Source organism: Blochmannia endosymbiont of Camponotus pudorosus (genome assembly GCF_059934925.1).
In genome coordinates, this window is sequence record NZ_CP011793.1 from 234049 (window position 1) to 254458 (window position 20410).

The 20410-nt window shown below is 26.0% G+C and carries 23 protein-coding genes, 1 tRNA gene and 1 rRNA gene; 19 read left to right on the plus strand and 6 right to left on the minus strand.

Annotated features, from left to right (window positions below):
- Positions 1-9: 9 nt before the first annotated feature.
- The 7 genes from secY to rplQ all read left to right on the plus strand — a co-directional run bounded on the left by secY (position 10) and on the right by rplQ (position 4592).
- Entirely contained in the window at positions 10-1359 is a 1350-nt protein-coding gene (gene secY / locus Bpudo544_RS01070; protein WP_500825617.1) for a preprotein translocase subunit SecY, read from the plus strand.
- 68 nt (positions 1360-1427) lie between these two features.
- The gene (rpmJ, locus tag Bpudo544_RS01075; protein WP_500825505.1) at positions 1428-1544 is read left to right on the plus strand and encodes a 50S ribosomal protein L36; all 117 of its coding nucleotides are present in this window, start codon (positions 1428-1430) and stop codon (positions 1542-1544) included.
- Between the two features lie 72 nt (positions 1545-1616).
- Positions 1617-1973 carry a 30S ribosomal protein S13 gene (rpsM, locus tag Bpudo544_RS01080; protein ID WP_500825506.1) on the plus strand — a complete coding sequence of 119 codons (357 nt, stop codon included), beginning with the start codon at positions 1617-1619 and terminating at the stop codon, positions 1971-1973.
- Between the two features lie 74 nt (positions 1974-2047).
- Entirely contained in the window at positions 2048-2440 is a 393-nt protein-coding gene (gene rpsK, locus Bpudo544_RS01085) for a 30S ribosomal protein S11 (protein ID WP_500825507.1), read from the plus strand.
- Positions 2441-2485: 45 nt separating this feature from the next.
- Positions 2486-3109, plus strand: a complete 624-nt coding sequence (rpsD, locus tag Bpudo544_RS01090; RefSeq protein ID WP_500825508.1) for a 30S ribosomal protein S4 — start codon at positions 2486-2488, stop codon at positions 3107-3109.
- A 33-nt stretch (positions 3110-3142) separates the two neighbouring features.
- Entirely contained in the window at positions 3143-4150 is a 1008-nt protein-coding gene (locus Bpudo544_RS01095; RefSeq protein ID WP_500825509.1) for a DNA-directed RNA polymerase subunit alpha, read from the plus strand.
- 58 nt (positions 4151-4208) lie between these two features.
- Positions 4209-4592 carry a 50S ribosomal protein L17 gene (rplQ, locus tag Bpudo544_RS01100; RefSeq protein WP_500825510.1) on the plus strand — a complete coding sequence of 128 codons (384 nt, stop codon included), beginning with the start codon at positions 4209-4211 and terminating at the stop codon, positions 4590-4592.
- Between the two features lie 54 nt (positions 4593-4646).
- Here the strand turns inward: rplQ and fmt are convergent, their stop codons facing one another.
- Both fmt and def read right to left on the minus strand, forming a co-directional pair.
- Positions 4647-5663: a methionyl-tRNA formyltransferase gene (gene fmt, locus Bpudo544_RS01105; protein WP_500825511.1), complete on the minus strand. Its 1017-nt coding sequence runs from the start codon at positions 5661-5663 to the stop codon at positions 4647-4649.
- 43 nt (positions 5664-5706) lie between these two features.
- Positions 5707-6219 carry a peptide deformylase gene (gene def, locus Bpudo544_RS01110; RefSeq protein WP_500825618.1) on the minus strand — a complete coding sequence of 171 codons (513 nt, stop codon included), beginning with the start codon at positions 6217-6219 and terminating at the stop codon, positions 5707-5709.
- Between the two features lie 300 nt (positions 6220-6519).
- On the opposite strand from def, the gene tsaC reads away from it, so the two are divergent.
- The 3 genes from tsaC to rrf all read left to right on the plus strand — a co-directional run bounded on the left by tsaC (position 6520) and on the right by rrf (position 8295).
- Positions 6520-7098, plus strand: a complete 579-nt coding sequence (tsaC, locus tag Bpudo544_RS01115; protein WP_500825512.1) for an L-threonylcarbamoyladenylate synthase type 1 TsaC — start codon at positions 6520-6522, stop codon at positions 7096-7098.
- A gap of 25 nt (positions 7099-7123) precedes the next feature.
- Positions 7124-8017: a shikimate dehydrogenase gene (gene aroE / locus Bpudo544_RS01120; protein ID WP_500825513.1), complete on the plus strand. Its 894-nt coding sequence runs from the start codon at positions 7124-7126 to the stop codon at positions 8015-8017.
- Positions 8018-8179: 162 nt separating this feature from the next.
- Positions 8180-8295, plus strand: a 5S ribosomal RNA gene (gene rrf / locus Bpudo544_RS01125).
- A gap of 55 nt (positions 8296-8350) precedes the next feature.
- On the opposite strand, the gene gloB is transcribed toward rrf, so the two are convergent.
- Together gloB and rnhA are read right to left on the minus strand one after the other, a co-directional pair.
- The gene (gene gloB, locus Bpudo544_RS01130) at positions 8351-9124 is read right to left on the minus strand and encodes a hydroxyacylglutathione hydrolase (RefSeq protein ID WP_500825514.1); all 774 of its coding nucleotides are present in this window, start codon (positions 9122-9124) and stop codon (positions 8351-8353) included.
- Between the two features lie 160 nt (positions 9125-9284).
- Entirely contained in the window at positions 9285-9782 is a 498-nt protein-coding gene (gene rnhA, locus Bpudo544_RS01135) for a ribonuclease HI (RefSeq protein ID WP_500825515.1), read from the minus strand.
- 57 nt (positions 9783-9839) lie between these two features.
- On the opposite strand from rnhA, the gene dnaQ reads away from it, so the two are divergent.
- Together dnaQ and lpcA are read left to right on the plus strand one after the other, a co-directional pair.
- On the plus strand, positions 9840-10592 hold the full coding sequence (dnaQ, locus tag Bpudo544_RS01140) for a DNA polymerase III subunit epsilon (protein WP_500825516.1): 753 nt from the start codon (positions 9840-9842) through the stop codon (positions 10590-10592).
- Between the two features lie 145 nt (positions 10593-10737).
- Entirely contained in the window at positions 10738-11340 is a 603-nt protein-coding gene (gene lpcA, locus Bpudo544_RS01145) for a D-sedoheptulose 7-phosphate isomerase (protein ID WP_500825517.1), read from the plus strand.
- A 32-nt stretch (positions 11341-11372) separates the two neighbouring features.
- On the opposite strand, the gene Bpudo544_RS01150 is transcribed toward lpcA, so the two are convergent.
- Together Bpudo544_RS01150 and Bpudo544_RS01155 are read right to left on the minus strand one after the other, a co-directional pair.
- Positions 11373-11446 (minus strand) — tRNA-Thr (locus Bpudo544_RS01150).
- A 184-nt stretch (positions 11447-11630) separates the two neighbouring features.
- Positions 11631-12233 (minus strand): peroxiredoxin C, encoded by a 603-nt coding sequence (locus tag Bpudo544_RS01155; protein ID WP_500825620.1) that lies wholly within the window; start codon positions 12231-12233, stop codon positions 11631-11633.
- A gap of 1306 nt (positions 12234-13539) precedes the next feature.
- Between Bpudo544_RS01155 and tgt the strand changes: the two genes are divergently transcribed.
- The 7 genes from tgt to nusB all read left to right on the plus strand — a co-directional run bounded on the left by tgt (position 13540) and on the right by nusB (position 20364).
- Positions 13540-14631, plus strand: a complete 1092-nt coding sequence (gene tgt, locus Bpudo544_RS01160; RefSeq protein WP_500825518.1) for a tRNA guanosine(34) transglycosylase Tgt — start codon at positions 13540-13542, stop codon at positions 14629-14631.
- Positions 14632-14716: 85 nt separating this feature from the next.
- Positions 14717-15064: a preprotein translocase subunit YajC gene (gene yajC, locus Bpudo544_RS01165; RefSeq protein WP_500825519.1), complete on the plus strand. Its 348-nt coding sequence runs from the start codon at positions 14717-14719 to the stop codon at positions 15062-15064.
- Positions 15065-15101: 37 nt separating this feature from the next.
- Positions 15102-16958, plus strand: coding sequence for a protein translocase subunit SecD (secD, locus tag Bpudo544_RS01170; RefSeq protein ID WP_500825520.1), 1857 nt, complete (start codon positions 15102-15104; stop codon positions 16956-16958).
- 39 nt (positions 16959-16997) lie between these two features.
- Positions 16998-17903: a protein translocase subunit SecF gene (gene secF, locus Bpudo544_RS01175; protein WP_500825521.1), complete on the plus strand. Its 906-nt coding sequence runs from the start codon at positions 16998-17000 to the stop codon at positions 17901-17903.
- Between the two features lie 202 nt (positions 17904-18105).
- Positions 18106-19254 (plus strand): bifunctional diaminohydroxyphosphoribosylaminopyrimidine deaminase/5-amino-6-(5-phosphoribosylamino)uracil reductase RibD, encoded by a 1149-nt coding sequence (ribD, locus tag Bpudo544_RS01180; RefSeq protein WP_500825522.1) that lies wholly within the window; start codon positions 18106-18108, stop codon positions 19252-19254.
- Between the two features lie 111 nt (positions 19255-19365).
- A complete protein-coding gene (gene ribH / locus Bpudo544_RS01185) occupies positions 19366-19896 on the plus strand; it encodes a 6,7-dimethyl-8-ribityllumazine synthase (protein ID WP_500825523.1) in 531 nt (176 codons plus the stop codon).
- Positions 19897-19941: 45 nt separating this feature from the next.
- Positions 19942-20364: a transcription antitermination factor NusB gene (gene nusB / locus Bpudo544_RS01190; RefSeq protein WP_500825524.1), complete on the plus strand. Its 423-nt coding sequence runs from the start codon at positions 19942-19944 to the stop codon at positions 20362-20364.
- Positions 20365-20410 lie beyond the last annotated feature (46 nt).

Below are 20410 nucleotides of genomic sequence, written 5' to 3' on the forward strand. Positions count from 1 at the left end.
ATCATGATTATGGGAATAATTGATAAACATCGTCGTTCTATATCATCTGATTTTCAGAGTATAAAAGGAGGGTTATACGATTTAAAACGAAGAGTGTTGTTTGTAATTGGAGCCCTTGTTATTTTTAGGATAGGATCTTTTATTCCAATTCCTGGAGTGGATTTAATTATATTATCAAAAATTTTGAAAGAACAACAGGGAACTATTATAGAAATGTTAAATATGTTTTCTGGAGGTTCTTTGAGTCGAGCGTCTATTTTTAGTTTAGGAATTATGCCGTATATTTCAGCATCAATTATTATACAATTATTGACTGCAGTGCATCCTACACTGATAGAAATTAAAAAAGAAGGGGAAAGCGGGAGACGAATAATTAATCAGTATATTAGGTATGGAACTTTAATATTAAGCATATTTCAATCTATAGGTATAGTGATTGGTCTTCCTAATATTGCAGGGTTAGTGATAAATCCAGGATTTACTTTTTATTTTATAGCAGTTGTTAGTCTTGTGTCTGGAACTGTTTTTTTGATGTGGCTTGGAGATCAAATTACTAACCGAGGAATAGGTAATGGAATATCTATTATTATCTTTTCTGGGATTGTGGCTGGATTACCTTCGGCTATAGGACATACTATAGAGCAAGTTAGACAAAATGAATTGCATTTTTTTGTATTAATTTTAATAATTTGTTTAATATTTAGTATTACATTTTTTGTGGTATTTATGGAAAAAGGTCAACGTAAAATTTTAGTGCATTATGCTAAACCTAAACGTCAGCAAGGTCGTAGAATTTATTCAACACAAAATAGTACCCATTTACCTTTTAAAGTAAATATGGCTGGAGTTATTCCTGCTATTTTTGCTTCAAGTGTAATTTTATTTCCAAGTACCATTATATCTTGGTTTTGTGGTGGATTAAGTAATTGTTATTGGTTGACTATGATTGCTATGTGGTTGCAACCTGGTCAGTTGCTATATGTTATAATATACTCATTAGCTATAATGTTTTTTTGTTTTTTTTATACATCTTTAGTATTTAATCCTAGTGAAACTGCTGATAATTTGAAAAAATCAGGAGCTTTCGTTCCTGGAATTCGACCTGGAGAACAAACTGCAAAATATATTAATAAAATTATAGTACGTTTAACTTGTATTGGTGCAGTGTATGTTACTTTTATTTGTTTAGTTCCAGAGTTTATGAGAATTGCTGTGAAAGTTCCATTTTATTTTGGAGGAACTTCTTTGCTAATAGTAGTAGTGGTTATTATGGATTTTATGGCTCAAATACAAACATTATTAATGTCTAGTCAATATGAATCTGTATTAAAAAAAGCTAATTTAAAGTATTATAATTAATTAAATTGTTGTGTTGTTTTAATATTAAAATAATTTGTACACACATATGATATGTATGGTAATTTTGAATGAAAGTTCGAGCATCAGTGAAAAGATTATGTAGACATTGCATTATTGTGAAGAGACGAAATGTAGTTCGTGTAATTTGTCGTGTTATTCCGAAACATAAACAACGACAAGGTTAAGTTAACTGAAAATGATAAATATAATACTGCTCATATTATAATGAGAAATTTTATTTAATGGGAGTTTAAATAGTGGTACGTATAGTTGGAGTGAATGTTCCTGATCGTAAACATGCTATGATTGCTTTGATGTCTATATATGGTATTGGTAGGTCTCGAGCTCGAGAAATTTGTTTGAACGTTGGAATAGACTGTCATGTTAAGATTAATAAATTATCTATAGAATATATTGATAAATTACGTGATGAAATTTCTAAATATGTTATAGAGGGGGATTTACGTCGTGAAATAAATTTGAATATTAAAAGATTAATTGATTTGGGTACTTATAGAGGCTTGCGTCATCGTAGGAATTTACCAGTTAGAGGACAAAGAACTAGAACGAATGCAAGAACTCGTAAGGGACCAAAAAAAATTATAAATAAATAAAGTAGTATTTAATAATACGTTTATTTGATATATCAGCAATAATAAAAAACGAAATGGAAATGAAATTTTAAAAAATGATTAAATCATCCTCTCTTAGAGTACGTAAACGAGTAAAAAAACAAATTACGGATGGTATTGCGCATATCCATGCATCTTTTAACAATACCATTGTTACAATTAGTGATCGCCAAGGAAATACTTTAGGATGGGCTACTTCTGGTGGATCTGGTTTTCGAGGATCTAGAAAATCCACACCATTTGCTGCTCAAATAGCAGTAGAACGATGTGCTGAGACTGTGCAAGAGTATGGCATAAAAAACTTAGAAGTTATGGTAAAAGGTCCTGGTCCGGGAAGGGAATCTGCAGTTCGAGCATTAAATGCATCAGGATTTAATATAATTAGTATTACCGATGTTACTCCTATTCCTCATAATGGTTGTAGGCCTTCTAAAAAACGTCGTGTTTGAAGACGATGTAATAAACAATATTATTGATAATAAAAAGGATGATATATGGCAAAATATTTAGGACCTAAGTTGAAATTGAGTCGTCGGGAAAATACAGATCTTTTTTTAAAATCTGGAATTAGATCTATTGATTCTAAGTGTAAATTTGAACATTCTCCAGGACAACATAGTATTCGTAAATCTAGATTTTCTGATTATGGCATACAACTTAGAGAAAAACAAAAGGTTAAACGTATATATGGTATACTAGAACGTCAGTTTATTAATTATTATAAAAAGGCTGCTCGTACTAAAGGAAATACTGGTGAAATTTTATTACAATTATTAGAAAGTAGATTGGATAACGTTGTGTACCGAATGGGATTTGGTTCGACTAGAGCTGAATCAAGGCAATTAGTTAGTCATAAGTCTGTTTTGGTGAATAATCGTCTTGTTAATATTCCATCCTATCAAGTGATTTCAAATACTGTTATTCAAATACATGATCGGTCTAAAAATCAATCTAGGATTCACGCTGCTTTAGAAATTGCTGAACAGCAACGCGAACGCGTATTATGGGTCGAAACTGATGCTATAAAGTTAAAAGGTTTATTTAAAAGACAACCTGATCGCAGTGAGTTATCTGCAAATATTGATGAACATTTAATTGTTGAATTATATTCCAAATAGATTGAACCAATACTGTGTTGCAGAGAGGTAGTTATGCAGAGTTCTGAAAAGGAGTTTTTAAAACCAAAATTAATAAATATAGAAAAAATTTCTGAAGTACATGCTAAAATTACTTTAGAGCCTTTGGAAAGGGGTTTTGGGCATACATTAGGAAATGCGTTGCGTCGTATTTTGTTGTCTTCAATGCCTGGATGTGCAGTAACAGAGGTTGAAATTGATGGAGTGTTACATGAGTATGGAACAAAAGAAGGGATTCAAGAAGATGTTTTAGAAATTTTACTCAATTTAAAAACATTAGCAATTCATATTGAAGGTAAAGATAGTATAAATTTAACTTTAAAAAAATCTGGAGTTGGTCCAGTAACTGCAAGTGATATAATATGCGAGAGTAGTATTGTTAAAATAGTTAACCCAGAACATCTTATTTGTTTTATAACAGATGCACATGTAATGCTGAATATGTGTATTAAGGTTCAGCGTGGTATAGGTTATGTGCCAGCTTTCTCTAAATCTAATTCTATTGTTATTTCTGATGATCAACAGACAACAGTACCAATAGGTCGGTTAATGTTAGATGCATGTTATAGTCCTATAGAAAGAGTATCATATACTGTAGAAGCAGCAAGGGTTGAAAAACGTACAGATTTAGATAAACTCATTATTGATATGGAAACAAATGGCACTATAGATCCAGAAGAAGCTATTAAACGCGCTGCAACTATTTTATCGGATCAATTATCTGCATTTATTGATTTACGTGATGTGCATCAGCCTGAAATTAAAGAAGAGAAACCTGAATTCGATCCTGCTTTGTTACGTCTTGTTGATGATTTAGAATTAACTGTACGTTCTGCTAATTGTTTAAAAGCTGAGTCTATTCATTATATAGGAGATTTAGTACAAAAAACAGAAATAGAATTATTGAAAACTCCTAATTTAGGAAAAAAGTCTTTGACTGAAATAAAAGATGTATTAGCAGCTAGAGGGTTATCGTTAGGTATGTCTTTGGAAAATTGGCCTCCAAAAAATTTTATTGATTAGTAATAATAATGATGTATTTAATTTTTTTATTATGTTATTTATAGTTAAGATATTTATTATGAAACATCGAAAAAAAGTTTTAAAATTAAATAAAAACAGTTCTCATCGTAAAGCGATGCTTAGAAATATGGTAATTTCGTTAATTATGCACCAAATAATAAAAACTACTTTAGCTAAAGCTAAAGTATTACGACAAGTTATTGAACCAATGATTACTAAAGGAAAAATAGATACTGTTTCAAATAGGCGATTAATTTTTTCTCAAATTAGAAACAATGATATTGTTACCCAATTATTTACTAAAATTAGTCCTCATTTTTTGAATAGATCTGGTGGATATACTCGTATATTGAAATGTGGATTTAGAAAGGGAGATAATGCTCCTATGGCATATATCGAATTTGTTGATAGATCTAATATGTTTAAATCTAACACTAAATAATATATTAATATATTATTTAGTGTTAGATTTTTTAAAGTTTTTTATATTATTTTGCTATTTTAAAATAGAATGAATAGGAAACCATGATGAATAGGAATTCATAAGAAATTTAACAGTAGTTTTTTTCTTGCCTGGTATCTGTAATGTAGTAAGTATAATTATACCAGCTCCAGTAGCAACATAAATTCCTTTAGAATCAATTGCAAGTATAGTTCCAGGAGGGTGGAGGTATGAATGTGGATCATTATTGAATGAATAATAATTTCTATTTATAATAATGGAATAGTCATTAATTATTTCAGCATTCCATACTTTAATGTAGCATTTCTTTAATTGAAAGTAACTTATAGGCCATGGATTAAAAGCTCGAATGCGTCTTTCTAATTCTATTGCTGAGTTGTTCCAATTAATACGTGCTTCTAATTTGTTTAGTTTATATGCATAAGTTGCATATAATGAATTTTGAGGTGTACTTTTACATGTTTTTGAAATTATTTTTTCGAGTGTTTGTAATAAGGCTATAGATCCTATAGTAGCTAATTTTTTAGAAAGAGTATAACTGGTATCTTTTTTTAAAATTTGACAGGACTTACTATATAAAATATTACCAGTATCTATTCCGGAATCTATTTGTATAATAGATATTCCTGTAATGGTGTCTCCATATTCTAAAGCTCTTTGAATGGGAGCAGGACCTCTCCAACGTGGTAGTAATGAACCATGTACGTTGATGCATCCTAATTTTGGGATATTTAATATGTCTTTACTTAAAATTAATCCGTATGATACAACTATTATTATATCTATGTTAAAAAGTTTAATAATATTGGATATGTTAATAATATTTAAAGTGTTTGATTTAAACAGACATAAATTATATTTTTGTGCTATTTTATTAATGGAGAGATGGTGTATGTTTTTATGAAAATTTTTTTGAGTTTCTTGTTCTTGAGTAAAGATTGCAATTATTTTATGTGCTGAACAGTTTATTAGCACATATAAATGGTATGCAGCAAATTTTCCTGTTCCAAAAAAAATAATACGTAATATTCGTTGTAATTGAAAATTCATAAATTGTATATAGTAAATATAGTTAATGATGAAAATGAAAAGGTTATTTTTTATTTAAAGAGAATTTGGTCCATTTTTGAATTTTTTTATTAATTCGTTTAATTTTAAGTGGAGATAAATAATCAATAAATAATTTTCCTAATAAATGATCTATTTCATGTTGAATACAAACTGACAATAAATCAGTTGCTTCTATTTCAAATGTATTTCCATTTTGATCTAAAGATTTAACTATTATTTTTTTCGCTCTTGGAATAGATTCTCTTATTTTTGGAATAGATAAACATCCTTCTATAGTATTAATAACTCCTGTTTTTTTTATAATAAGAGGATTAATAAACACTAAGCGCTGTTTAATATCATGATGTAAATCAATAACAATTATTTGTTGATTAATATTGACTTGTGTTGCTGCTAATCCAATGCCTTCTTGAAAATACATAGTATCAAACATATTGTGTATTATTTTTTTTGTATTTTCGGATATTGTAGAAACAGAGCTTGCAATTTTTCTAAGTCTTTGATCCGGATAATGTAATATTTCCAATATAGCCATAGCATTCATTATTATTGTTAATTAAGACACAAAACTTTAATAACAATTATATTGGTCAATTTTCGGTTAATAATATAAGAAAATACAATAATGTTTTTATATGAAACTTTGAGATATTTAATTACATATTAATTAATTTTCTATAAGTTCATACATATGTTTTTATTTTTAATAAATTTTAGTTAACTTAATAGTATAAGATTATTATATGTTGACATATTAATATATTAATTGTTTAATATATTTATTTCATGTTATTTATACAATAATATTAATTATACTATATCATGCTTAAAAATAATGATCAATACTGTCATTAAATTTAATATTAAAGATTTGGTTATTTGGTTACATCAAAATAAGGTAATAGTATATCCAACAGAATCAGTGTTTGGATTAGGATGTAATCCTGATAGTAAAAGTGCAATTTTTGCTTTGTTAAATATGAAACGTCGATCGTGGAAAAAAGGTTTAATTTTAGTGGCTGCGAATTATACACAACTTCTGAAATATGTTGATGATCGTTTACTGAGTAATACGCAGCTGTTAAATATTTTTTCTACTTGGCCAGGACCAGTAACATGGGTATTTCCAGTTCGATCTGGTACTTCAATTTGGTTAACAGGTAAATTTTCTTCAATAGCAGTTCGGGTAAGTAATTTTGAACCGATACGGCATCTTTGTTTAGCTTTTGGAAAACCGTTAGTATCTACTAGTGCAAATTTATCAGGATGTCCACCTACTAGAACTATTTCAGAAGTTTATAGTCAATTAGGAAAGTATTATAATGATTTACCTATAATGAATGAAAACGTATTAGGACTTCCTTATCCATCAGAAATTCGAGACGCTATTACTGGAAGAGTTATTCGCAAATAATTTTATATGTGGAGGTATACATATATTGAGTGCTTTTGCTGTTTTTGGCAATCCAATTAAACATAGTAAATCATCAGAAATTTATTCTTTATTTGCAAATGAAATAGGAATTTCTAATAAGTATGATTTAATATTAGTATCTCCAATAAAAAATTTTAGTGTCATTGTGCAAAATTTTTTTAATACGGGAGGATTAGGGGCAAATATTACTGTTCCTTTTAAAGAATATGCTGTTTTTTTATGTGATCAGTTGACTGATCGTGCTCTTATGGCTAATGCAGTGAATACTATAAAAAAAAGACATGATAATTCTTTGTTAGGAGATAATACGGATGGAATAGGGTTTATTAGTGATTTAAAGCGTTTAGGTTGGATTAATACAAATAATACAATAGTTGATTTCAACGAAAAAAATAAAAATCCTTCTGATAAGAGGGTATATATTTTATTAATTGGGTCTGGAGGAGCAGCAAAAGGTATTATTCCTGTTTTATTAAATATTAAGAGATGTTATTTGAATGTAGTAAATAGAACTTTATTAAATGCTCAAAAATTAGTTCATTATTATCATAGTATAGGATGTCAAAATATATCTTATATTGATATTAATAGACTACGATATATATCTAATAAAAAGAAATATAATCTTATTATAAACGCTACTTCTAGTAGCATGAATAATGTTATTCCTAATATACCATCATTTTTGATTCATTATTTTACTAAATGTTATGATTTATTTTATCAAAACCAAGATACTGTATTTATATCGTGGTGTAAGAAACATGGTTCAAATTATTGTTCAGATGGATTGGGTATGTTAGTAGAGCAAGCAGCATATTCATTTTATTTGTGGCATAATGTATTTCCTTCCGTGAATCCAGTAATTCGTCATTTAAAATCAGTATTACATACATGAGTATCATAAATAAAAAATTTCTGTTTGTTGTTATTATTAAATTGCAATTTGAATATCAATTTATCAGAAATTAATTGTTTGACTTTTTATATAATAAATAAGATAATTTAACTTTATTGTGGCTAGTATGCTGTATTTATAAAATATTAATATATTTTTAAACTTGGTGGCATCAGCGCGATAGTACCACCTGATTCCATTCCGAACTCAGAAGTTAAATGTCGTAGTACCGATGGTAGTGTGAGGAATCCTCATGTGAGAGTAGGGGGCTGCCAAGTTTTTGGTTTGTTTGTACGTTAATAATGTACAAAATAATCTAGAAAATATAGATATTTATAAGGTAAATTTGTATAAGTCTTTTCTTTTTCTTAATTCTTTAAAAACTTTCCATTCTTCTCCTATTTTTGGAAAGCAATTTAGTGCGTGTTTTAAATCTATGCTATTGCAACGAAAAAAAATATTAATTTTTAATTCTGATGACAATAGAGTAGGAGCAGGTGTTTTTTTACACGCATGTAGTGTAATAACTTTTTTATAATAATTAGTTATATGTAGATCTTTTGGTAATATAGAAAGTGCAAAATTAAGATTTGGTAAAGTATATTCATGTCCACTATAGATTTTAGTATTGTTTGGAAAATTTTGGATTTTTAAAAAAGATTGATACATATGTTGAATTAATCCAATTTGAACTTTACCACAACCTGCAGAAAATAAAGTATCACCAGTAAATAGCCAAGAATTGTAGTAAAACCCAACATGATTTAATGTGTGTCCTGGCAAACCAATTACTTTAATTTTTTTATTTAATAAAAAAAATTCATCTCCATCCGATACTATGATTATTTTAACGTTTTTATTTTGAATATCTGCAGCACTACTGTATATTACAACGTTTGGAAAATATTTTATTAAATCATGTATACCATTAGTATGATCAGTGTGGTGGTGAGTTAATAATATAGCTTTTAAAGTAAGTTGTAATTTGTCAAGTGTTTTTAATACTTTTAAAGATTCTCCCGGATCAATTATTATGCATTCATTTTTCTGATTATATATTATCCAGATGTAATTAGTTGTTGAAGTTAAGATTTTAATAATATTCATTATAGTGCTAATTGCAAAAAATCATCTATTTTAATTTTAATTAAATTATTTATTGTATAATTATACTTTATGGGTAAATTTTCATTTATTATTTATTGTATTATATTTAATAGTAATATTTTACATTTTATAATTTTTATAAATAAAAATCATATTTTTATTATTTAATAAGTAAGTAATTATTGTACAATATTATTGTGTTATTATTGTAATCTTTATTTGAAGGGTGTTTAGCAGCTTCTCGAGCTAATTGGTCACATCGCTCATTATTTGGGTGTCCTGCATGGCTTTTGAGCCAATGCCAATTTTTTATAATATGAGAGCGTATTGCTATATCTAAACGACGCCATAAATCTATATTTTTTATTAATTTTTCTTCAGCAGTTTTCCATTGGTGTTTTTTCCAAGTATGGATCCATTGGGTAATTCCAGTTAATAAATATTGGCTGTCACTGTATAGAGTTACTTGACAGGGATTTTTAAGCGATTCTAAAGCAATAATTGCTGCCATTAATTCCATGCGGTTATTGGTAGTAAAGTAATATCCTGCGCTAAATTCTTTTTTATATTGTTTATAGCATAATATAGCAGCACAACCTCCAGGTCCTGGATTCCCAAGGCATGATCCGTCAGTAAAAATTTCTATTTGTTTATACATATTCGATGTATTATAGTGTAATTCAAGTAAATAATCGTGATCTAAAAGTTAAAAATTATGAATATTAACATCACAAGATATATTGTTTTAGATACTGAAACTACTGGTATGAATAAATTTGGAATTCATTATGAAGGGCATAAAATTATTGAAATTGGAGCAGTAGAATTAATAAATCGCCATTTAACTAAAAATACTTTTCATGTTTATTTAAATCCTAATAGAACTGTTGATTCTGAAGCTTTTAAAATACATGGAATTAGTGATCAGTTTTTGAAAAATAAACCAGTTTTTGCAGATATTTCAGAGAAATTTTTATCGTTTGTTAAAGGAAGCAATTTAGTTATTCACAACGCATCATTTGATGTAGGTTTTTTAAATTTTGAATTAAAGAAAGCAAATTTGAATTATAAATCTATAGAATATTATTGTACTATTATTGATAGTTTAAAATTAGCTCGTGATTTATTTCCAGGTCAACGGAATAGTTTAGATGCTTTATGTGAACGTTATTCCATTGATATTAGTAAGCGTAATTTACACAATGCATTGATTGATGCACAGATTTTATCTTATGTATTTTTAGCCATGACTGGAGGTCAAACAGAAATGGAATTAACAAATGAAATTGTAAGTGTTAGTGAAAACAAATCCAATATTCATGATACACAACATTCATATAATGTAAATTCACAGAAAAGATTATTAAAAATTATTTTTGCTACTCAAGAAGAGAAGATAAATCATACAAGATATTTGGATTGCATGAAAAAATTGAGTGGAAGATGTTTATGGAAACAATATAATTAAATATTATATTTATAAATAATATATTAAAAAATATTATTATATTTATATTATTCTTATTATAAAAATAAGAAAAAACTTAGAATATTGAGTAGTACGTATATATTTATATATTGATGCAGATTTTTGTAGATTTTAGGAAAAAGTTATGTATACAAATTTAATTTGTAATGAGTTTAATGAAATTATAAAAATAATGAAAATGTTTTCTAAAAAGAGAAATTATGTTGATTTGATATCAATTGCTGCAAAATTAATTGCTAATACATTTAAAATAGGAGGAAAAGTATTGTCTTGTGGAAATGGAGGGTCACTTTGTCATGCCATGCATTTCGCAGAAGAATTGACTGGTCGTTATCGTAAAAATAGAATTGGATATCCAGCAATTGCTATATCTGATCCATCGTATTTATCATGTGTAGGTAATGATTTTGGATATGAAAGTATTTTTTCTCGTTATATTAAATCTGTAGGAAATAAAAAAGATGTACTATTAGCGATTTCTAGTTCTGGGAAATCCATTAATATTTTAGGAGCTATAAAAGAGGCTCATATTATGGGAATGAAGATAATTTTTTTAACTAGGGAGAATAATATAAAAAATAATTTTTCCAGTTATATTGATGTGGAAATTTGCGCACCATTTTCAATTCATTTAGATTATGTTCAAGAAATTCATATGAAAATTATTCATGTCCTTATTTTAATAATAGAAAAAGAAATGTTAACCGGTTCATTAAAGAACAATTGATTTTTTTATTTTAACAAAAGAAAATATTTATATGCCGATAATAGGGCTCGAACCTATATCCTTCGCATTACGAATGCGTTGCTCTTCCAATTAGAGCTATATCGGCATATAAATAGTTATAATTTATGCATAATTTTTAAAAAATCATTTTAGTGTAGTACTATGAGTCATATATATTTTTAAACACACTAAAGTGAATGTTACTATACATTTTAGTTTTTAATGAAATATAAAAATAAATCCACCATTAATTAATGGTGGATTTATTTTCCAACAATCTATCCCAATTATTATAATTGGGATAGATTGTTGGAAAGATATTCTTTTACGCTTTCTTGAGAAGCGTTTAATCCTGCTTTATTTCTATTCCATTGAGCAGGACACAGAAGTCCATTAGTTTCATTAAATTTTAAAGCATCGACCATTCTAATCATTTCATCAAAATTCCTACCAAATGGTAAATCATTTACAACTTGATGTCGTATTATACCTGATGCGTCTATTAAGAAGGAGGCTCGTAAAGCTACTCCTGTCTTGAAATGTTCTATTTTATATTTTTTAATTATTTCTCTTTTTATATCAGATACCATGGGGTATTGTACAAATCCAATACCTCCTTTATTTATTGGTAATTGTCTCCAAGCATTATGTACAAACACAGAATCTACGGAGATTCCGATAACTTCTACTTCTTTTTTTTGAAATTCAAAATAACGTTTATCACAAGCAATAAGTTCTGATGGACAAACAAAAGTGAAATCCATCGGCCAAAAAAACACTATAGCTTTTTTATCTTTAATATATTTATATAAATTAAAATCGTCAATTATTTTGCCGTTACCTAATATTGCAGGTGCGGTGAAATCAGGAGCGTTATGGCTAACTAACATAATATTTTCCTTTATGTGATTTTTTAGAAATTCTTTTATATTTTTATAAAAATATAAAAATTATTTTTAATATCATGAATTGTACTAATTAAATTATTTTGATGCAAATTTTATTTATTTTTTACTATTTTTGTTTAATTGATTTTATTATTATAATGTCTATAATATGGATATATTAAATTTTATATATAAGTGTAACATTATATTTTCTATAAATAATTTATAATTTTTTATTTTAAAATACATGTAATGTATTTACTAAGTATTTATTAGCCATAAGTAATATTAGATTGGTTGAAAGATGAAAATGTAATATAAAATAGGAAATTTGAAGTAAATTTTTTAATTATTAATAGTAAATATTAAATATTGTGTTTAAATGAATTATTTTTATGAAAATTTGTTGAAATTTAATAAATATTTGGATTTAAATGATTGCATAGATATGTAGGTATTTAATAAAGTGGGATATTTGTTAATAGTTGGATTTTAATAACATTCCTATTTATATAAAGTTTATGAAATAATAGAATCAGAATTAAAATAAATGTAAGAAAAAATAAATATATTGATATATGTATATTATATCATGTAGTAATTGTTGTTATAAATTTTTTAGAATTTATTTTAATCGTTAAAATCATTTCAGTAATATTATTTATATTAGCAATTACACACCAATATAAAAGATTGTATTTGTGACATCTTACTAATGTATTACAAATATTACATTAGTCATAAAAGTATATTTGTATTAGTTTTGTATAGGGTGTAAAATTTTTTACAGTTTATTTGTATTAGATTAAATATTATATTGTTTATAGATAAAAAATTTATTGGCGAGTATTTTAAAATAAAGTAAAGATTATTTAAAATCATAAAAGTAAAAAAATGATTAAATACTAGCGAGAAATAGTGATTTTTTTTGTAAGATTATTCAAAATAGAATTAATATGTGTTTCTTTTAAGAATATAATTATTATATTATTTTTAACTATTTAAGATTTTTTAATTTTTTATTATCTTTAAATTTTTTTAATATTGTGATTATTAATTTTTTATTTATTAGAATTAATATTAAGTATTATTAGATATAATATTATTGTAGGATATTAAAGTATTTTTATGAATATTATACAATTATTAATTTACTTACAGATTTTTAGTTATAGGAAATTTTATATTTATTCATGATAATACTAATTATATATAGTATTTAAATTATTATTTAAGTATTTTATTTAAATTTATGTGTTACATATGCAATATATTAATTATTTTAATAGAATTTTAAATTAGGATAATAAAAATGATATTCCAATTATTTCAAACGGATGGTCATGCTCGTTTTGGAAAATTAATTTGTAAACATGGCATAATAGAAACTCCTGCTTTTATCCCTGTAGGAACTTATGGAGTTATAAAAACGATAACTCCTCAAGAAATAAGAGAAAGTGGAGCACAAATAATTTTAAGTAATACTTTTCATCTATGGTTAAGACCTGGTCAAAGTATTATTAAGTTGCATGGTAATTTGCATAAATTTATGCGATGGAATGGTCCTATTATTACAGATTCTGGAGGATTTCAGGTATTTAGTTTAAATAAATTAAGAACAATAACAAAAGAAGGTGTATATTTTAAGGATCCTGTTAATGGATCATCTGTTTTTTTAACTCCAGAAAAATCAATAGAAATTCAGACCGATTTAGGTTCTGATATAGTCTTAATATTTGATGAGTGTGCTGTATATCCTAATACTTGGGATTATATAAAAAATTCGATAAATATATCTTTAAATTGGGCAGAACGTAGCCGTTATCATTTTGATAAACTAAAAAATATGAATATGTTATTTGGCATTGTGCAAGGTGGAGTGTATGAAGAATTACGTGAAGAATCAGTTAAGAATTTAATAGATATTAATTTTGATGGATATGCTATAGGTGGATTAGCAGTGGGTGAACCTAGACAAAAAATGTATAATGTTGTTTCTAGTGTATGTAAAATTCTCCCTAAAAATAAACCTCGTTATTTAATGGGAATTGGCAAACCAAAAGATTTGGTAGAAGCTGTATCCCGTGGAATTGATATGTTTGATTGTGTTATTCCTACTAGAAACGCAAGAAATGGATATTTATTTGTTCATAATGGAGTAATTCGTATTCGTAATTCTCAATATAAAACAGATTTATCTCCGATAGAAAAGAATTGTGATTGTTATACTTGCCAAAATTATAGTCGATCATATTTACATTATTTAGATAAATGTCGAGAGACTCTTGGGATGCGATTAAATACTATTCATAACTTAAGGTTTTATCAGCGTTTAATGGAGGATTTACGTCAATCAATAAAAAACAAAGAATTAGAAAAATTTATTGGTTTATTTTATCGTTGAATTAATATTATTACTCATTATTAATTATGGCAAATATTTATTATAAAATTGATAATTAAGTGAATATTTATAAAGGAAAGTGTACATGAGTTGGTTAATTAGTAACGTTTGGGCAAATGGTGAAATTCCAAATCAAAACAATTCTTATTCTTTAATAATAATGTTATTATTATTTGCTTTAATATTTTATTTTCTAGTTTTTAGACCGCAACAAAAACGAAATAGAGATCATAAGGAATTATTAAATTCTATTTCTAAAGGAGATGAAATTTTAACTAACGGAGGATTGGTAGGTCGAGTACTGAAAGTAACAGATACTGGATATATTTTTATTACATTAAATTTCAAAAATAATAATACTAATAATGAAGTATTGATTAAAAAAGATTGTATTACTGCTATTTTACCTAAAGGTACTGTAAAATCATTATGATTTTTATATATCATTTTGTTCAAAATAGAATTTTGTGATGAATTTTTATCCTACATGGAAGTATATAATAGTTTTTCTAATATTAATTTTAGGGTGTATATATGCATTACCAAATTTATATCAAGAAAGTTATATAGTATGTATTGCTAATAAAAATAATTTAAATACCCATAATATTAGTGATATATCACAGTATAATATTTTACAAATTTTGCAAAAAGAAAAAATAATCAATAAATCTATTTTTTTTAGTAATGAAAAAATTCAAATACATTTTTTTTCTGAATTAGATCAATGTCAGGCATATAAAATATTGTCTTCTGTTTTTTCTGAAAATTTTTTAGTATCTTATTCAAAAATACTAGATATGCCAAATTGGTTGTTTTTAATTGGAGCAAAACCAGTAAAATTAGGATTAGATCTAAAAGGAGGATTATATTTAATTATTCGAGTAAGTATTCAAACTATGTTGGATAAATTACAAGATCATTATATAAATGTTTTAAAAATTGCTTTATGTAGGAATAATATTCCTTGTTTAAAAATATGTAAAATAAATGATTATAATATAAAAGTTGTTTTTGAAAATTTTGTCGATAGAAATAAAGCAGTATCATTTTTGTCTAAGGAATATTCAGAATTAATTTTTTATGCTCAAGAAGAATGTGCAACACATGTTGCTTTTTCAAAAGAATATATTCATACAATAAGTGAATATGCGATGAAACAAAATTCTAATATTTTACGTCATCGTATAAATCAATTACAAATCGCTGAACCCTTAATACATCGTTATGGGTCTGATTTTATTTCTGTAGAGCTACCAGGGATTCAAAATTCTGATAAAATTAAAAAAATTATTGGTAATACCGTAAGTCTTGAGTTTCGTTTAGTTAATACTAAAATAAATCAATTTCAAATTCATAATAATTTAATTCCAGAGGATTCTGAATTAAAATTAGATAATAATGGAAATATAGTAACATTATATAAAACAGTTATTTTAACTGGAGATCATATTATTGGCGCAAATTTAAATTTTGATGAATATCATCGACCTCAAGTGAATATATTTTTAGATAATTTAGGAAGTGAAATTATTTCTAAATTTACTCAAGATAACATTGGAAAAGTTATAGCTACTTTATTTGTAGAATATAGAGATACTGGAAAAAAAGATGTTCAAGGTCATTCTATTTTATATAGATATGATAAAGTTATTAATTTAGCTACTATACAATCTCAATTGTCTCATAATTTTTGTATTGTTGGAATTAATAATGTAAATGAAGCTCGTCATTTATCATCATTATTGAGTATGGGGTCATTAGTAGCACCTGTTTACATTGAAGAAGAAAGAGTTATTGGTCCTACTCTTGGTAAAATAAATATTATTCAAGGTATAACAGCATGTACTTTAGGTATATTAGTTTCAATATGTTTTATGATTTTATGGTACCATTTTTTTGGAGTGATTGCTGGAATTGCATTGCTTATAAATTTAATACTTATAATTAGTTTAATGTCATTGATTCCAGGAATTGTATTAACTATGACTAGTATAGCAGGTATTATATTAACTTTAGCAGTTGCTATTGATTCAAATGTATTAATAAATGAGCGTATTAAAGAAGAGATAAAACAAGGAAAACCTATGCAATATTCGATATATGTGGGATATCGAAAGGCATTTGCTAGTATTATTGATTCTAATGTTACCACTATTATTATTTCTATTATATTATATATATGTAATATTGGTTTTATTCAAGATTTTGCTGTAATTACTATTATTGGAGTAGGCACCTCCATGTTTACATCTATTATAGGAACACGAGCCTTTGTTAATTTAATTTATGGAAAAAAAAAATATATGAAAAAACTTTCTATTTAATTTGAAAATTAAAATACGTGTTGAGATAAGAATATTAAAATGAGAAATGGCGCTGTTTATAGAGTGCATGATTTTATTTGGTATGGACGTAATGTGTTGTTTTTGTTTATATTGTTATGTGTTATATCATTTATATTTGTGATATTTTATGGTTTTAATTGGGGATTAGATTTTACTGGAGGAATTTTAATTGAAGTAATTTCGGATAAAGATTTTGAAATAGATAAAATACGAAATGCTTTTGTTAAATTTGGATTTAAGAAATTTTCGGTACAATATTCTAATAACATAAATGAGTTAATTATACGATTACCTTTAATTGATGGTATTAATTATTTTAATCAGCAAGTTGAAAAGGAGGTTTTAAATGTTTTAAATAGTTCTATTACTCATCAATTTAATGTTCAACAAATAAATTGGATTGGACCAAATTCTAGTACAAATTTAATAAAAACAACAATAATTGCTTTTGTAATGGTATTTATATGTATTTTTTTATATATAACATGTCGATTTGAATTGAAATTATCAATAGCAACTTTTATTACTTTAGTTTATGATATGGTAATTATTTTAGGAATGTTATCCGTATTTTATATAGAAATTAATTCTATAACTATTACTGCATTGATATCAGCAATGGGATATTCTTTGAATGATAAAATCGTTATTTTTGATAGGATTAGAGAAAATTTTAATTACACGCCTAATAAATTATGTTCTTATGAAATATTTAATCTTTCATTAACTCAGGTATTAAATAGAACGATTATTACCTCAATAACAACTATTATGGTATTATTAATGTTATTAATTTTTGGAGGAACTGTACTATATGCATTTTCTATAACTTTGTTATTTGGAGTGATAATAGGGACTATTTCTTCTATATATGTAGCTTCATTTTTAGCTTTTAGATTTAAAGAGAATATATTTATTAATTAATATTGATTAAAGGTTATATTTAAGATAAATCATACAGAGACTATTATGTATGTTTGAATCAAAAGGATATCTTTATTATATAAAGAGTAAGCATATTTAATTTATGTAATTAAGATATTAAATGTATTAAAGATGTATTTAATTTTTTAGTAAAATAAAGTAAATATATATAAATAACAAACTAATTAATTATGATATAATAATGATTAATATTATTCATGAAGATACAATATATTTATCTAGAGCATTTCAATTAGCACGAAAAGGTCGGTTTACTACTATGCCTAATCCTAATGTGGGATGCGTTATTGTGAAAAATAATTATATTGTAGGAGAGGGATATCATATGCGTGCTGGGGAAAATCATGCTGAAATAAACGCATTAAAAATTGCTGGAGATGCTGCAAGAGATGCTACTGTGTATATCACATTGGAACCATGTAGTCATTATGGACGTACTCCTCCATGCACTACAGCATTGATTAAATCAGGAATTAAACGCATTGTTATAGCTATGTTAGATCCTAATCCTGATTTAACAGGTCGTGGAATACACTTGTTGGAACAAGCAGGTATTTTAGTAAATCATAGTATTATGTTATCAGAAGCTGAATCAATAAATAAAGGATTCATTAAACGTGTACGTACAGGCATGCCTTGGATTCAATTAAAATTAGCATCATCTTTAGATGGTAGAGTTGCTATGTCTTCTGGAGAAAGTAAATGGATTACTTCTGTACAATCAAGACAAGATGTACAATGTTTTAGAGCTGAAAGTGATGTAATTCTTTCTACTGCTTCAACTGTGTTAATGGATAATCCTAAATTAAATGTACGGTGGTCGTGTTTTTCAGAAGAGATAAAAAATATATATAGTAATAGTAGTAAAATTAGATATCCATTACGCGTAATTATAGATAGTGCTAATCGTATTGTGCCTGATCATCGTTTTATAAAAAACGAAGGAAGGGTAATATTGGCTAGAATAAAAAAAGATAATTTAAGTTGGCCTAAATCAGTAGAACAGTTGTTAATTTCTCCAATTATTAATCAATCTGGTTCGTATCAAATTGATTTAAAAGAGTTAATGCAGTATTTAGCATGTTATCGGCAAATTAACAATATATGGGTAGAATCTGGACCAACACTTTCTGGATCTTTATTAGATATAGGATTAGTAGATGAGATTGTTTTGTATCAATCTATGAAATTTTTGGGGTCTAACGCAAGACCTTTATGCTGGTTGCCAAATATTAACAAATTAAAAGATATTAAAACTTTTGAGTTAATTGATATGAAACATGTTGGTCCAGATATTAGATTAATATTAAAACCAAATATTATTATATAATTTAAATATTCTAAGAATTTTTTTTTTTGACAATAAATATAAAAATTAATCTTACACTATAATAAATAGTATTTTTATATAAATTGTTATTATACATGGTGAAATTAATATATGAATATTATTGAATGTGGTACTACAAATAATTCAGTAAAATTAGCTGTTATTGTTGCTAGGTTTAATCGTGTTATTAATAATAATTTATTGAATGGAGCTATAGATGTTTTTAAAAGAATTGGCCATGTAAAAGATCAAAATATTACCATAATTTGGGTTCCTGGAGCATATGAATTACCATTAACAATAAAAGCTTTAGTGGATGCTAATAATGATACTACTTTTGTTGATAATAATAGTAATAATAAAAGAAAAAAAAATAATAAATATGATGCTTTCATAGCATTAGGAACAGTTATACGTGGAGAAACTGATCATTTTCAATTTATTTCTAAATCATGTTATTCCCAATTAATTAATATTTCTGTTACAAATGTACTCCCAATAGGAGTAGGTTTACTTATTACTGATAATATAAGACAAGCTATAGAGCGATCAGGAATTAAAAATAATAATAAAGGGGCTGAAGCCGCTTTAGCAGTTTTAGAGATGATTAATATATTGAAATTAATAGGTAATAATAAATAATTTGTTAAGAATATTTATTAAAACAATAATAAAAAGAGGAACTAGGTGAAGTTTATAACTAGACGTCTTGCTCGTTTATGTACTTTACAAGCATTATATTCTTGGCAATTGTCTAAAAATAATTTTACAGAAATAGAAAATTATGTTGTTTCTATACAAAATATTAAAAATTTTGATATTTCTTATTTTCGAGAATTATATATAGGAGTAATGGATTGTATTGTAGAATTAGATAAATTGATGATTCCTTATTTATCTAGAGATTTAAAAAAAATAGGTTATGTAGAATATTCAGTGTTATTAATTGCATTATTTGAATTAACTCGGCGTTATGATGTGCCGTATAAAGTTGTTATAGATGAAGCTATAGAATTAGCAAAGATTTTTGGGTCTGAAAAAAGTCATAAATTTGTTAATGGAGTATTAAATACAATAGTAACAAAAAGATTATTTAGAGTAACTGAATGAATATTATTTCAAATAAAATTAAAGAATTAATTTTTTATAAAATTAT

Coding starts and splice junctions, on each gene's coding strand:
- secY (WP_500825617.1), top strand. CDS start 10: ATGGGAATAATTGATAAACATCGTCGTTCTATATCATCTGATTTTCAG.
- rpmJ (WP_500825505.1), top strand. CDS start 1,428: ATGAAAGTTCGAGCATCAGTGAAAAGATTATGTAGACATTGCATTATT.
- rpsK (WP_500825507.1), top strand. CDS start 2,048: ATGATTAAATCATCCTCTCTTAGAGTACGTAAACGAGTAAAAAAACAA.
- rpsD (WP_500825508.1), top strand. CDS start 2,486: ATGGCAAAATATTTAGGACCTAAGTTGAAATTGAGTCGTCGGGAAAAT.
- Bpudo544_RS01095 (WP_500825509.1), top strand. CDS start 3,143: ATGCAGAGTTCTGAAAAGGAGTTTTTAAAACCAAAATTAATAAATATA.
- rplQ (WP_500825510.1), top strand. CDS start 4,209: ATGAAACATCGAAAAAAAGTTTTAAAATTAAATAAAAACAGTTCTCAT.
- fmt (WP_500825511.1), bottom strand. CDS start 5,663: ATGAATTTTCAATTACAACGAATATTACGTATTATTTTTTTTGGAACA.
- def (WP_500825618.1), bottom strand. CDS start 6,219: ATGGCTATATTGGAAATATTACATTATCCGGATCAAAGACTTAGAAAA.
- tsaC (WP_500825512.1), top strand. CDS start 6,520: ATGATCAATACTGTCATTAAATTTAATATTAAAGATTTGGTTATTTGG.
- gloB (WP_500825514.1), bottom strand. CDS start 9,124: ATGAATATTATTAAAATCTTAACTTCAACAACTAATTACATCTGGATA.
- rnhA (WP_500825515.1), bottom strand. CDS start 9,782: ATGTATAAACAAATAGAAATTTTTACTGACGGATCATGCCTTGGGAAT.
- dnaQ (WP_500825516.1), top strand. CDS start 9,840: ATGAATATTAACATCACAAGATATATTGTTTTAGATACTGAAACTACT.
- lpcA (WP_500825517.1), top strand. CDS start 10,738: ATGTATACAAATTTAATTTGTAATGAGTTTAATGAAATTATAAAAATA.
- tgt (WP_500825518.1), top strand. CDS start 13,540: ATGATATTCCAATTATTTCAAACGGATGGTCATGCTCGTTTTGGAAAA.
- yajC (WP_500825519.1), top strand. CDS start 14,717: ATGAGTTGGTTAATTAGTAACGTTTGGGCAAATGGTGAAATTCCAAAT.
- secD (WP_500825520.1), top strand. CDS start 15,102: ATGAATTTTTATCCTACATGGAAGTATATAATAGTTTTTCTAATATTA.
- secF (WP_500825521.1), top strand. CDS start 16,998: ATGAGAAATGGCGCTGTTTATAGAGTGCATGATTTTATTTGGTATGGA.
- ribD (WP_500825522.1), top strand. CDS start 18,106: ATGATTAATATTATTCATGAAGATACAATATATTTATCTAGAGCATTT.
- ribH (WP_500825523.1), top strand. CDS start 19,366: ATGAATATTATTGAATGTGGTACTACAAATAATTCAGTAAAATTAGCT.